At 37.0% G+C, this 13,712-nt stretch carries 16 protein-coding genes and 1 pseudogene; 15 read left to right on the top strand and 2 right to left on the bottom strand.

Annotated elements, in window-relative coordinates; genetic code table 11:
• The first annotated feature begins 171 nt into the window (after positions 1 to 171).
• The 9 genes from BM121_RS19585 (at position 172) to BM121_RS19545 (ending at position 6,393) form a co-directional block, all read left to right on the top strand.
• Complete coding sequence (locus tag BM121_RS19585; protein WP_091485874.1) at positions 172 to 612, top strand: DUF86 domain-containing protein; 441 nt, start codon at positions 172 to 174, stop codon at positions 610 to 612.
• 224 nt (positions 613 to 836) lie between these two features.
• The gene (moaA, locus tag BM121_RS19580) at positions 837 to 1,853 is read left to right on the top strand and encodes a GTP 3',8-cyclase MoaA (RefSeq protein ID WP_091485871.1); all 1,017 of its coding nucleotides are present in this window, start codon (positions 837 to 839) and stop codon (positions 1,851 to 1,853) included.
• 17 nt (positions 1,854 to 1,870) lie between these two features.
• Complete coding sequence (locus tag BM121_RS19575; protein ID WP_091485868.1) at positions 1,871 to 2,884, top strand: ThiF family adenylyltransferase; 1,014 nt, start codon at positions 1,871 to 1,873, stop codon at positions 2,882 to 2,884.
• An 11-nt stretch (positions 2,885 to 2,895) separates the two neighbouring features.
• Positions 2,896 to 4,137 carry a molybdopterin molybdotransferase MoeA gene (locus BM121_RS19570; protein ID WP_091485866.1) on the top strand — a complete coding sequence of 414 codons (1,242 nt, stop codon included), beginning with the start codon at positions 2,896 to 2,898 and terminating at the stop codon, positions 4,135 to 4,137.
• 2 nt (positions 4,138 to 4,139) lie between these two features.
• Entirely contained in the window at positions 4,140 to 4,616 is a 477-nt protein-coding gene (locus tag BM121_RS19565) for a molybdenum cofactor biosynthesis protein MoaE (RefSeq protein ID WP_091485863.1), read from the top strand.
• The gene (gene moaD / locus BM121_RS19560) at positions 4,609 to 4,842 is read left to right on the top strand and encodes a molybdopterin converting factor subunit 1 (RefSeq protein ID WP_091485860.1); all 234 of its coding nucleotides are present in this window, start codon (positions 4,609 to 4,611) and stop codon (positions 4,840 to 4,842) included. The genes BM121_RS19565 and moaD overlap by 8 nt, the downstream gene beginning before the upstream one ends.
• A 2-nt stretch (positions 4,843 to 4,844) precedes the next feature.
• Positions 4,845 to 5,321 carry a molybdopterin-guanine dinucleotide biosynthesis protein B gene (gene mobB / locus BM121_RS19555; RefSeq protein WP_091485858.1) on the top strand — a complete coding sequence of 159 codons (477 nt, stop codon included), beginning with the start codon at positions 4,845 to 4,847 and terminating at the stop codon, positions 5,319 to 5,321.
• 69 nt (positions 5,322 to 5,390) lie between these two features.
• Positions 5,391 to 6,032 carry a molybdenum cofactor guanylyltransferase gene (locus BM121_RS19550; protein ID WP_091485855.1) on the top strand — a complete coding sequence of 214 codons (642 nt, stop codon included), beginning with the start codon at positions 5,391 to 5,393 and terminating at the stop codon, positions 6,030 to 6,032.
• On the top strand, positions 5,992 to 6,393 hold the full coding sequence (locus BM121_RS19545; protein WP_091485852.1) for a YbaN family protein: 402 nt from the start codon (positions 5,992 to 5,994) through the stop codon (positions 6,391 to 6,393). The genes BM121_RS19550 and BM121_RS19545 overlap by 41 nt, the downstream gene beginning before the upstream one ends.
• 656 nt (positions 6,394 to 7,049) lie before the next feature.
• Here the strand turns inward: BM121_RS19545 and BM121_RS19540 are convergent.
• Positions 7,050 to 7,559: a phosphatidylglycerophosphatase A family protein gene (locus BM121_RS19540; RefSeq protein ID WP_091485850.1), complete on the bottom strand. Its 510-nt coding sequence runs from the start codon at positions 7,557 to 7,559 to the stop codon at positions 7,050 to 7,052.
• A gap of 80 nt (positions 7,560 to 7,639) precedes the next feature.
• Here BM121_RS19540 and BM121_RS19535 point away from each other — a divergent pair, with 80 nt between their 5' ends.
• The 4 genes from BM121_RS19535 to thrB all read left to right on the top strand — a co-directional run bounded on the left by BM121_RS19535 (position 7,640) and on the right by thrB (position 12,029).
• On the top strand, positions 7,640 to 8,611 hold the full coding sequence (locus BM121_RS19535) for a protein kinase family protein (RefSeq protein WP_091485847.1): 972 nt from the start codon (positions 7,640 to 7,642) through the stop codon (positions 8,609 to 8,611).
• 156 nt (positions 8,612 to 8,767) lie between these two features.
• The gene (locus tag BM121_RS19530; protein ID WP_091485845.1) at positions 8,768 to 10,060 is read left to right on the top strand and encodes a homoserine dehydrogenase; all 1,293 of its coding nucleotides are present in this window, start codon (positions 8,768 to 8,770) and stop codon (positions 10,058 to 10,060) included.
• Positions 10,061 to 10,065: 5 nt separating this feature from the next.
• Positions 10,066 to 11,127: a threonine synthase gene (thrC, locus tag BM121_RS19525; RefSeq protein WP_091485842.1), complete on the top strand. Its 1,062-nt coding sequence runs from the start codon at positions 10,066 to 10,068 to the stop codon at positions 11,125 to 11,127.
• Positions 11,124 to 12,029, top strand: a complete 906-nt coding sequence (gene thrB / locus BM121_RS19520; RefSeq protein ID WP_091485840.1) for a homoserine kinase — start codon at positions 11,124 to 11,126, stop codon at positions 12,027 to 12,029. The genes thrC and thrB overlap by 4 nt, the downstream gene beginning before the upstream one ends.
• Positions 12,030 to 12,169: 140 nt before the next feature.
• Here the strand turns inward: thrB and BM121_RS19515 are convergent.
• Positions 12,170 to 12,394: pseudogene (locus BM121_RS19515) on the bottom strand (NifU family protein); the annotation flags it as partial.
• Between the two features lie 197 nt (positions 12,395 to 12,591).
• Here BM121_RS19515 and BM121_RS19510 point away from each other — a divergent pair.
• Positions 12,592 to 12,840 carry a DUF1450 domain-containing protein gene (locus tag BM121_RS19510; protein WP_245780860.1) on the top strand — a complete coding sequence of 83 codons (249 nt, stop codon included), beginning with the start codon at positions 12,592 to 12,594 and terminating at the stop codon, positions 12,838 to 12,840.
• A 17-nt stretch (positions 12,841 to 12,857) separates the two neighbouring features.
• Positions 12,858 to 13,712: a diaminopimelate epimerase gene (dapF, locus tag BM121_RS19505; RefSeq protein WP_091485835.1), complete on the top strand. Its 855-nt coding sequence runs from the start codon at positions 12,858 to 12,860 to the stop codon at positions 13,710 to 13,712.

Raw genomic sequence — 13,712 nt, 5'->3', positions numbered from 1 at the left:
CCAGTTCTAAGAAATCTAATGGATTTGATCTTCAAAACTCGGGCACAATTACTATTTTGCATCCTGTCCAATCTTATACAACCAAATTAATCGGAATTTATCACTAACGACATCTTTTGTAATATGGTATCATATAGTTAGACTTGTTTTGGAAATGTAGGGGGATTAGTGGTGTATTTTGTTGATATGAGAAAAATGAATGAAACATTAGAATATTTTGATCAAACATTAGCGTTAGTGAAAGAGAATAAATTTCAATCATCTATTGAATACTTAGCGTTAGAACGAATAACACATCTATTAATTGAAAATATCTTAGATGTCGGAAATATGATGATCGATGGGTTTATCATGCGTGATCCAGGAAGTTACTTGGACATTGTTCATATTCTAATTGATGAAAATGTTATTCCAGAGAATGAAAATCGTGCGTATGAAGCAATTATTGGATTGCGAAAGACACTTGTTCAGCACTATAGACAAATTGATCACAAACAACTACAATCTATTTTAAATGAAAATATAAATACACTTACGAACTTCAGTACTCATATCCGTACCTACTTGGCAACTGAAATGGGTGTAGCCAATACCTTTACAAACAATGAGTAATGCAGTGCAGGAGTGCTAGCAACAGCAATTCGATATCCATTTTATTCTATAGCATTAACTATAAAGCAGCATGTATTACAGTGAGAGAAGTTTTAAATAGAGGGGAAATAATATAATCTTCTTTTTTCTTTTTATCAGTAGTTGTGATGTTTCTCACAATGATTTTATATACAATTTATTTTACTAAATATAGATAAACTACTTATGAAACGGAGCGATTCAACATGCAACAGTCAGTCATAACAGATAAATTTGGTCGAACGCTACAAGATTTGCGGATCTCTGTGACAGATCGTTGCAATTTTCGTTGCCGCTACTGTATGCCACGGGAGATTTTCGGAAAGGATTTCGCCTTTTTACCAAAAGAACACTTATTAAGTTTTGAAGAAATCGAGCGGCTAACAAAAGTATTTTTAAACTTAGGTGTTCGCAAGATTCGTTTAACTGGTGGTGAACCATTATTAAGACGTGATATTACCACTTTAATCAAGCGATTATCCAACTTGGAGGGCTTGCAAGATATTGGACTGACAACGAATGCTGTCTTGCTTGGAAAGATGGCAGAGGATCTCAAAAATGCTGGTTTAAAACGTGTTAATGTTAGTTTAGATGCGATTGATGATGACACATTTATGAAGATAAATGACAGTAGGGTACGTACTCAGCCTGTGATTGACAGTATTATCAAGGCAAAAGAAACCGGATTAGGTGTGAAAGTGAATATGGTAGTGAAAAAAGGGATGAATGACCATCAAGTGGTACCAATGGCTAAGTATTTTAAAGAGCTTGGTGTAACGTTACGTTTCATTGAATTTATGGATGTTGGTCAAACGAACGGCTGGGACTTTAAGCATGTTGTAACAAAAAAAGAGATGTACGATGAGATTTCAGAACAGTTTGAATTAGAACCAGTTGATCCTGCCTATTTTGGTGAGGTAGCAAAACGTTACCGCTATAAGGGAACAAATACGGAAGTGGGATTTATCACATCTGTGTCGGAATCATTTTGTTCTTCTTGTACAAGAGCAAGAATTGCAGCAGATGGTCACTTTTTCACTTGTTTATTTGCTGGAGAAGGTTTGAACCTTAAAGATATTTTACGTAATGGAGCAACAGATGAAGAAGTAACGGATACAATTGTTTCTCGTTGGAAATATCGTGATGACCGTTATTCAGATGAACGTACAGAAGAAACTGCCAAAAACCGTAAGAAGATTGAAATGTCTTATATAGGTGGTTAAAGAGAGGACTGTATCGGATGTCAGATATGAACAGATATCATCGGCAAATGCTTTTTCAAGGAATAGGCCAAGAAGGACAAGCACAATTGCTTTCGAAACATGTTCTAATCATTGGTTGTGGCGCACTTGGTTCTTCATCAGCCGAAATACTGATACGTGCAGGTGTAGGCAAAATTACCATCATCGATCGTGATTACGTTGAATGGACCAACCTTCAACGTCAACATTTATTTACCGAAGAGGATGTTCATGAACAAACACCAAAGGCAATCGCCGCAGCAAGAAAACTAAAAAAAATAAATAGTGGCATAAATATTCACGCTGTTGTGATGGATGCTACGGTTGAAAATCTCACTAGCTATGTGCAAAATGCAGACATAGTAATCGATGCAACTGATAATTTTGATACACGCTTTTTAATCAATGACCTTGCCCATAAATATAGGAAACCATGGATTTTTGGAGCATGTGTAGGCAGTTCAGGTATGACATTCACGATAATTCCAGGGCAAACGCCATGCCTTGATTGTTTATTAAAAGTAACGCCTATGTTTGGGGCAACCTGTGATGCAGTTGGAGTGATTGGACCTGCAGTACAAATGGTGGTTACGCACCAAACAACGGAAGCTTTAAAACTGTTAGTTGAAGCGAAGTCAAAAATAAATAGTAAATTGATTATCTTTGATTTATGGAATAATCATTACCAAACGATTGATGTCAGTCGTGCGAAACGAGCCAATTGCTCCAGTTGTGGTGTAGAACCGACTTATCCTAGTTTGACTTATCATGGCAGAACAAAGACAGAGGTTCTGTGTGGCAGAGATACGGTGCAAATTCGTGGGAAACAATATTCACTTAAAATGTTGGAGTCAAAGCTTACCCAGTATGGTGAGGTACAAGCAAATCCTTTTTTAGTTTCTGTTGATATCGATGAAAAAAGACTGGTTTTTTTTCAGGATGGTCGTACCTTTGTTCACGGTACCCATTCGATAGAGGATGCTAAAAAGCTATATTATCAGATTGTTGGTTAGGAGCATGATCAATGTTAAATGAACGTAACCCAATTCCGGTTGTAGAAGCAATTAAACAAGTTACTAAGTATTGTAAAAAAGGTGAAACGGAGTATATTGAATTAACGGAGGCTCGTAGTCGTGTATTAGCGGAAGATTTAATAGCGGATCATGATGTGCCGTCGTTTGACCGTTCACCATATGATGGATATGCGCTTCGCTCAGAAGATACGACAGAAGTAATGAAGAATACCCCGAAAATTTTGTCGGTTGTCGGTCATATTGGTGCAGGCAGTGTCTATCATAAAAAGTTAGAAAAAAATCAAGCGGTTCGTATTATGACAGGTGCTCCGATTCCAGATGGAGCCGATGCAATTATTATGTTAGAAGATACTACCACCTTTGAAGAAAGCGGAAAATCCTTTGTATCGATTAGAAAGCAACTTCAACATCAGCAGAATATATCATTCAAAGGAGAAGATGTTAAAAATGGGACAGCATTAGTGAATAAAGGAACAGTAATAAACCCTGGCATCATTGCATTATTAGCAACATTTGGTTATGCGCAAGTACCTGTAGCTAAGAAACCGGTAATTGGTGTAATTGCAACAGGAAGTGAATTGTTGGAAATAGATCAGCCGCTGGAGCCAGGAAAAATCCGTAATAGTAATGCTTATATGATGATTGGTCAATTACAAAGAGCAGGAGCAATTCCGCAATATTATGGTGCATTAACAGATAATCTAGAAGAAAGTCTTGAAAAGATTTCGGAAGTGATGAAGGAAGTTGATTTTCTAATTACAACTGGTGGTGTATCCGTAGGTGATTTTGATTTATTGCCAGAGATATATCAAGAATTAGGTGCTGATGTTCTGTTTAATAAAGTAGCGATGCGGCCAGGGAGTGTCACCACAGTTGCAGCTGTTAATGATACCTTGTTATTTGGATTATCCGGTAATCCTTCGGCATGTTATGTCGGGTTTGAACTGTTTACAAGACCAATTATTGATTCCTTTTTAGCTAAAGAAACAATTGGGATACAGCAAGAACAAGCAACATTAGCAGTTGATTTTTCAAAAGTAAATCCCTTTGATCGTTTTATTCGAGGCCGTTACGAATTTAAAAATGGTCAGCTAGTTACAGAACCGGCAGGTAAGGACAAATCAAATATGGTGCACAGCTTGGCAATGGCCAACTGTTTGATCCAATTACCTGGTGGTACGGAAGGATATAAACAAGGGGACAAAGTAACGATTCATTTGTTAGGAGAATGAGAATGAGAGACAAATTGTTTGAAGTTGTAGAAGATCCCATTTCCGTTGATTCACTAATAAAAAAGGTAGAAGATCGTAATGCTGGTGCGATTACAACCTTTATCGGTACTGTTCGTGAAATCACAGGTAAAAAAAAGACGATATATCTAGAATATCAGGCATATAAACCGATGGCAGAAAAGATGCTTGCTCAGATTGGCAAGGAAATTAATGAAAGATGGCCAGATACAAAAGTGGCTATTACACACCGGATTGGCTCACTTGATATCTCAGCAATTGCCGTAGTGATTGCTGTTTCCTCACCTCACCGTAAACCAGCATATCAAGCGAATGAATATGCCATTGAACGAATTAAACAAATAGTTCCGATTTGGAAGAAGGAACAGTGGGAAGATGGGGAAGCATGGATCGGTGATCAAAAGGAAAATGTTCCGTATCCAACGGGGAAACCAGAGATAAAGGATGAAGACAATGATTGAAGTTTTATTATTTGCCCAATTACAAGAGGAAGCTGGTAAAGATAAAATCCTTTTAGATATAAAAGAAATCACAGTCAAGGAGATAAAGGAAAAATTACAATCTCAATTTCATTTGAGTCAGGTAAAAGAATCGATGGTTGCAGTTAATGAAGAATATGCCTTAGATGGTGACATCATTCAAACCGGGGACACAGTAGCTATTATTCCCCCTGTTAGTGGTGGTTAAATATGTATGTTGTTCAAGTGGTTGGCTATAAAAATAGTGGAAAGACAACATTTATTTCTCAATGGATTGAATACTTAACAAAAAAGAATTATCAGGTTGCTACCATTAAGCACCACGGTCATGGTGGTGAGCCAGATCAAGTACAAGAAACAGACGGTTATCAGCATTTTAACCAAGGTGCAAAGGTAACTACGGTTGTAGGAGAGAATCAGCTCTTAATTACTGCAGATAAAAAGAAACTTCCTCTACAATCACTTTTGTTATTCTATCAATCGATGAATATCGATGTTGTGATTATTGAAGGATATAAGCAGGTCCCTCTACCAAAAATCGCTTTATTATATAGTAAAGAGGACCCACTATTAGAAAAAGTAGAAAACGTGAAATATATATATCAGGAAAATGCAGAGCAATTATTTAATATAGTGGAAGCCAACTGGCATGAGTTCGAATTTGAAAAGATAAAACCCTTCTTGTAAACAATGGAAGCAGTCTAAGTGATGAGCAAAAAAACGTGAAGAAACTCTGACTTTTGAGGTGTAGAAGCAGTGGAAATAATAACAGGTATCGTGTTAACTGGGGGTAAATCATCTAGGTTTAAGAGGGATAAAGCATTTGCTTCCTATAAGGGAAATTTATTTTACGAGAATGCATTAGAAGTAATGTTAGCTTGTGTAGATAACACTTTTTTAGTGATACGTGACAATCAACCTTTACAACTAGAGTCCGAAAATATTAAGGTTATAACAGATCATGCACCTTTTAAAGGAAAAGGACCTTTAGCAGGGATTTATTCTGCGATGATGGAAGAAGGTGCAGCTAAGTGGTATCTCGTCTTACCAGTCGATACACCACTAATGGAGCAATCCATTTTAAAGAAATTAATCACCTATATTGATGCTAATGTCGATGCGATTGTTCCTCGAGTAAATGCAAGAGTACAGCCGTTAGTTGCCCTGTATAAGCTGGATGCAATGCAAGTGATGGAACGACAATTATTGGCTGAAAAGCGATCAATGCATCAATTATTAAAAAAATTAACCGTGACATACGTCGATTTTCACTCTGAAGATGAGAAGTATTTTATTAATATTAATACGCAGGAAGATTATCAAAGGTATGTGGGAGATAAGATGGAGAGTGAGCAAAATGTGGAACATCAAAAGGGCACTTTGGATAATAGCAGGTAGTCTTAGTCTTGTTACTGGCTTAATAGGTATCATCGTACCCATTTTGCCAACAACACCATTAGTGCTACTAGCAGGTTTTTGTTATGGTAAATCATCTCCGCGATTGTATAATTGGCTTGTGACGAACAAGTACTTTGGCCATTACATAGCAGATTATAACAGTGGAAAAGGTGTGCCGATCCGAATAAAAATTTTTGCGGTCCTGACTGTTTGGACTAGTGTTTTATTCACTCTTACAGTTATACCGCTATTCCTTGTGAAGGTCTTTATGTTTGGGATTGCTATATTTGTGACAATCTTTATTTTTACTTCACCTCTTTTAAAAGTGATAAATAAGAGTTCAGAAATAATGAAATATTGATTGAGAAAGAACTTGGAAAAAAGTATACCTCCTTTCGATTATACATCGAAAAAGAGGTATACTTTTTTCTTATTAGCAAGGAAAGTATAAAATCCTAGCGACATAAATAAAAAGTGTTTTGAAATGTATAGAGTGCTGGGCACAGCTCCGGAAAAATGCTTCGCTTCCCGCGGGCATGGCCTCAGCTAATTTTTTTAAATAAAATGAATTTTATTTAAAAAAATGGATCTTCAGCTCATGCTAATCCCGCTGGAGTCTTCGCATTTTTCCTACGCTTTAAGATAGGCTCTACACCTATGGTGACAGCAAATATTTTGGCTTTTTATAGCGATAGAAAAAAATAGAGGTCTACATGATGCAGTAAACGCAAAAATGATTCTATATAATAAGTTGTAGAACATAACAATAGCGTAGGCCGACCGTTTCGACTCCTGGGGAATTAGCGTGATCTGAAGATCCACTTTGAAAAGCGTTTTTCTTTTCAAAGTTAGCTGAAGAGCATGCCCCCGGAAAGCGAAACGGTCAGCCGAAGCGGTTGCCGTAGCAGATGAAAACATTTCATCGTTTCTAACTTGGTTAGCGTACATTATTCTGGTTTATAAACGAAAGGGGCGGGTGGGCTTCCCGGTTTTTCTTTGAAATTTTATCAGTCCTTTTTATTCATCTTCTATCGATTCATTAGCTGCGCTGTGTGCTAATCGTGATGATGCTGCGGCAGCGATCGCTCCGACGATATCATCTAAGAAAGTATGGCAACCTTGAGATTTATCATTTAATTTCTCCAAGATACCGGGCTTTACCTTGTCGATGTATCCATAATTGGTAAATCCGATCGAGCCATACACATTGACAATTGACAGTGCAATTACTTCATCAATACCGTACAAGCTCTCATCTGTTTCCAATATTTCCTGAAGAGGGGACTCCAATTTATTTTCTTCAGCTAAAACATCAAGTTGAATACCAGTAATAACCGCATTTTGCACTTCACGCTTCCTTAATACCCGGTCTACATTTTCATAACAACGCTCTAAAGTTAGTTCATCCTGATATTTATTTTGTAAAAAATAGACTAATTCAGCGATATCGTCTAATTGCACACCTCGATCTGTTAACCATTGTCTTGCTTTTAGTTCTAATTCGGTTTGTTCTCGTTCGTTTGACATTTGATCACATCCTATATTCATCATTTTCATTTCACGGTATACATATAGTTTAATATATAAACATTAAGGGGGAAAATACATTGCATCCAATATTCTTACATTACCCAATTCAGGTGCCAACTAAACAAGTCTCTGACCAGCCATACTTAACATTTGCTGACCAAGCCTATTATTATTTTATCATCCCTACTTCAATAACTGAAAGGTTTGCCTTAGAATTATATACTATTGCTACCCATTATCATCAACAAGGATGGACGAATGTTACATGTCCGATACCAAATGTACACAATCAATTCCTTACGTCAATTGGTAAAGAAAAATATTTGTTGTGTTATGCGATATACACGGATAACCACCGTGAAGAAGCCGCTAAACTATCTGGCTTTCACCAAATTGGTTTTGACTATCCATATCAGCCGAGTACGATGAACAGTTATGGAAAATGGAATGAGCTATGGACTTCCAAGATAGATCAGTATGAGGCCTTATATAAGCAATTATACCAACAGCGACCGGCGTCTCCCTTTATTCGAGGATTTGTTAATATGTTTCCCTATATAATTGGTTTAGCAGAAAATGCAATCCAATACATGCATATTGTCGAACAAGAATCACAATTTAATGAAAGTGATCAGCCATCGATTACTTTTGGACGTTATCACCATGATATGAATGATGTATTTATTTGGAGTAATCAATTTGTATATGATCATCCAGTACGTGATATAGCAGAAAAGTTACGACAGTACATGCTAACACCGGATGGACTATCCTCTCAGGGATGCCAACAATTTCTACAAGGGTATGTATCGAATATGCCGATATCAATATTTGGATGGAAACTATTATATGCACGATTGATTTTTCCTATTCATTTATTAGATTTCATGGATCAAATTCGCGAAACATCCAATCATTATTCTGACATGGAAGAATTGATCGAAAATCAATCAGTATATGAAGAAAATTTGCGAACATTTTTTTATCAGATCGGCATTGATGAGAGAGAAATAAATAGTATCCAATTAGATTGGCTACTAGATGTGTAGAAAATAATAATCGATGCATTTCCATTTGCAAAGATGGGGGTGCATTTTTTTTAATTTTTAGACGATTGTGTCTTGATAAAGGTAGCATTCACATGTATAATGTCCACTATATATAAACAGATGTACACGCAACGCAAACAAAGGGAGGACGTCTATATGAATCAAGTTAATGTTGGTTTATGTGGTCTAGGTACAGTCGGAACAGGAGTTGTCAAACTGTTACAAAACCACGCTGATGAAATTAAATATAAAGTTGGTAGTGAAATTCAAATAAAAAAAATTCTGGTTAATGATATTAAAAAGAAACGTGATGTTGTAATCCAACCAGAGTGGCTAACAGATAATCCGGAAGAATTAGTAAGCAACCCGGATCTCGATATTATAATCGAAGTGATGGGTGGCATTGAAGATACGAACCTTTTATTAGAAAAAGCAATCCGTAACCAAAAACATATTGTTACAGCTAATAAAGACTTGATGGCAGTTCATGGTCAGAAGTTATTACGATTAGCCAAAGAAAATAATTGTGATATTTTATATGATGCCAGTGTTGCTGGTGGTATTCCGATTATTCGTTCCTTAACAGAGGGATTGGCATCTGATCGTATTCAAAAAATTATGGGAATCGTTAATGGGACGACAAACTATATTTTAACCAAAATGACTGATGAACAATTAGCATTTGAGCCAGTTTTAAAAGAGGCACAAGAACTTGGTTTTGCCGAGGCAGACCCTACGTCTGATGTCGATGGACTCGATGCTGCACGAAAAATGACTTTGCTTGCAAATTTAGCTTTTAAAATGGAAATTGGTTTAGATGATGTAGAAGTTTCAGGAATTCGAACCATTTCCCAAGAAGATATTACTTTTGCGACAAGTTTAGGGTATACTATTAAATTGATAGGGATTGCATCGAGCCATAATGGAAAAGCAGAAGTAAGTGTGGAGCCGACCCTTTTACCAAAAGACCATCCATTGGCACTAGTAAAAAATGAGTTTAATGCTGTATATGTCTATGGTGAAGCAGTAGGGGAAACGATGTTCTACGGACCAGGAGCAGGAAGTATGCCAACTGCAACTGCCGTTGTATCAGATTTAATGGATGTAGTGAAAAATATTCGTCTGGGCATTACTGGGAATGAATATATCATCCCACAATATGAAAAACAATTAAAAGAAAATAATGAAAAGTATATGCAATATTTCATTCGTATGGAAGTGGATGATGAAGCTGGCACATTCCAAAACATAACGAACGTGTTTACGAATGAAAAAGTAAGCTTCCAAAAGATCTTGCAATTACCATCTGAAAAAGAAAAAATGGCAGAAATAGTAATGGTTACTCACAAAATCAGTAAACAGCAATTATTGAACAGTAGAGAAAATCTAAAAGGACTAGACGTTGTTAATGAAATAATCAGTTGTTATCGCGTCGATGGGGAGGACTAATTGTTATGGCATGGCAGGGACTGTTGAAAGAATATAAAGAATATTTACCGATTGAAGAAAATACTCCGTTAATCAGCTTACATGAAGGAAATACACCTTTAATTAAATTGGATAAATTCTCAGAAAAATTTGATGTTAATGTGTATGCTAAATTCGAAGGTTTAAATCCGACCGGTTCATTTAAAGACCGGGGCATGGTAATGGCGATGGCGAAAGCTGTGGAAGAAGGTGCAAAAGCAGTTATATGTGCTTCTACCGGTAATACATCGGCATCTGCTGCGGCTTTTGCTGCGCGTGCAGGGTTAAAATGTATCGTTGTTATTCCTGAAGGTAAAATTGCGCAAGGTAAACTTGCACAAGCAGTAATGTACGGAGCTGAAATTTATTCGATAAAAGGTAATTTTGACGATGCGTTACGCTATGTTCGTAAATTAGCAGAGAGTGGCGATGTAGCACTTGTGAACTCTGTTAACCCATATCGTATTGAGGGTCAAAAAACGGCATCTTTTGAAGTATGTGATGCATTAGGTAAGGCACCCGAATATTTATTTATTCCGGTCGGAAATGCAGGTAACATTACAGCATATTGGAAAGGTTTCAAAGAATACCACGAAATGAAGTCAACTGGCCTACCGAAAATGATGGGATTTGAAGCGAGTGGTGCGGCAGCGATTGTACAAAATCGTGTGTTTGAGAACCCTGAAACAGTAGGTACAGCTATTCGTATCGGTAATCCTGCAACCTGGCAAGGTGCAGTAAATGCACGTGATGAATCCAATGGTGAAATCGATGAAATCACAGATGAAGAAATGATTGAAGCATATCAATGGATTGCCCAAAATGAAGGAATATTTGCCGAACCAGCATCTTGTGCATCTGTGGCAGGTTTATTGAAAAAAATAGAAGAAGGAAAAATAGAAAAAGGATCAACCATTGTTACAGTCTTAACTGGTAATGGCTTAAAAGACCCGGATACAGCAATTAACTACAGTGATGTGAAGCCAGTAGTATTGCCAAATGATGAAGAAGTAATCATCAATGAAATTTTAGGTAGTGTCAAGGCATGAGTTGGTCTATCAAAGTACCATCAAGTACATCCAATCTAGGAGCGGGTTTTGACTCCGTTGGTTTGGCACTGAACTTATATTTAGAATTAGAGGTAACAGAAGCGGATCAATGGGAGTTTGTAGCTGGTTCAGAATATTTGGCAGGAATTCCAACTGGGAAAGACAATTTAGTATATGAGATTGCAGAACATGTGGCATCTAAATTTGGGCAAGCAGGTCAACTGCCTACTTGCCGAGTTGAAATGAAAAGTAAGATCCCACTCGCAAGAGGTTTAGGGAGTAGTGCAACAGCAATTATTGCGGGAATTGAATTAGCCAATATGTTATTAGGCTTAAAATTATCTGATGAAGATAAACTTCAAATTGCGACAGATATTGAAGGACATCCGGACAATGTTGCGCCATCTCTTTTAGGCGGATGTGTGGTCGGCCATTACGATGGTAAAGTTTCATACACTCAAATTCCAATAAAAGGTGTTACCTTTGTAGCGGTGATACCGAGTTTTGAATTGAAAACAAAGGATGCTCGTGCCGTATTACCAAATGAATTTACGTTTAAGGAAAGCGTTCAAGCCAGCAGTGTAGCTAATGTAAGTGTAGCAGCTATTTGCAAAGGTGATTGGGAAACATTAGGTAAAATGATGGAAAAAGATCATTTTCACCAGCCGTATAGAAAAGCACTTATTTCACATTATGATGAGCTTTATAACTATTTAAATGAAGGTGCTTATGGTGTATTTCTAAGTGGGGCGGGACCAACGATGATTGCAGTTGTTGATGATAAAAAAGTATTTTCGTTGGTCAAAAATTGGAGAGCAGACTACCCAGATTATCAATGGCTCCCACTACAAGTAGAAAACTCCGGATCAACCGTCGAAAAAATGCGAGAAGAAATAAAATAATGAGCAGGCTACTTTTTCGATGAAGTAGTTTGAAAGGATAAACCCATTTTTTTTCAAAAGAAATGGGTTTATTTTATTTCGAAAAATAAAAAAGGGAAACGATTCTGTGATGAGAATCGTTTCCCTTTTGCAAGTTGCTATTAAAATACTTGTTCAATTTCTGTAACGCCAGGTACTTCTGCCATTAATGCACGTTCAATACCTGCTTTCAGTGTAATTGTGGAGCTTGGACAGTTACCACAAGCACCCATCAAACGTAAGCGAACGATACCATCTTCCACGTCCACTAATTCTACATCGCCACCATCACGTAATAAAAAGGGACGTAATTTATTTAATACTTCCTGAACTTGATCTGATTGTTCTTCCATGAATGGAGACTCTCCTTTCCTCACCACTACTCTATTATAAAGGTTATTGGATTAAAAATCTATGCTACTTGCCATGCGAATGATAAACATTTTCAACACTATTTTATCTTTTATTCATTTATTTGTAAATAAAAGTGTGTTAAAAATATAATAGGCAGGTGAACCTTAAGATATACTGAAGGTGTGATATAATGATGATAAGAATAAGAGTTGGCTTTTGTGTAAAAAACTTAGCAAAAGGCACAGAGCAAGTCCGTCAAAAATTATTAAAAGACCCTGATATGGATGTAGCCGAATTTGGATGTACCAGTTATTGTGGCATTTGCAGTAAATATCATGTAGCAATCGTGAATGGCCAGCCAATAACAGCAGATACACCAGAACAACTATTTGATAATATTAATGATTATATCGATAATGAATTAATCGATCAGTTATAATAAAGGGGAAAAGAGAGATGAAAATACCTTTTACTAAAATGCATGGAATAGGAAACAGTTATATTTTTATCAATGTATTTGAATTTTCAATTGAAGAGAATATTTTGGCCGACTTGGCCAAAGCTGTTTCTAATAAAGATACTGGAATTGGCTCAGATGGTCTGATTCTGATCCATCCCACCGAAAACGCAGAAGTTGGCATGCGTATTTTTAACAAAGATGGCTCAGAAGGAAAAAACTGTGGCAATGGCTTACGATGCGTTGCAAAGTATGCCTATGAACATCAATTAGTAGATTCAAAACAGTTTACCATCGAAACAAAAGCAGGAAATGTTAGTGCGGAAGTACATGGAGAACGAGAATCGGTAGATGAAGTAACGGTTGATATGGGGGTGCCTATATTAAAACGATCGGAGATTCCGATGTTAGGTGAGGATCAAGAACAGGTAATAGCTGAACCGTTTGAAATTCGAGGTGAAAATCTTGAAGTTACAACAGTATCAATGGGTAATCCACATGCCGTTTTCTTTGTAAATGATATTAATGAAGCACCATTAACGACATTAGGACCAGTCATTGAAAAAGATGAACGCTTTCCGGAAAGTGTCAATGCCGAATTTATCGAACAAGTGAATGACCAGGAGATCCATTTTCGAGTATGGGAACGCGGATCAGGAGTAACCCTAGCATGTGGTACTGGAGCTTGTGCTTCTGTTGTGGCATCGGCTCTGAATGGTAAACTAGACAAAGGAAAAGAAATTACTGTTCATTTAGCCGGTGGAGATTTATATATTACATGGGCAGAAGATGGTCGTGTCTGGATGCGCGGAAAGGCAGAAACAACCATTGAAGGAACATTTTTTATGGAGTAA

Source organism: Gracilibacillus orientalis (assembly GCF_900114645.1).
Lineage (GTDB): Bacteria > Bacillota > Bacilli > Bacillales > Amphibacillaceae > Gracilibacillus > Gracilibacillus orientalis.
Note: the sequence above shows the minus strand (reverse complement) of the source record. Positions and strands in the feature narration are given on the sequence as shown.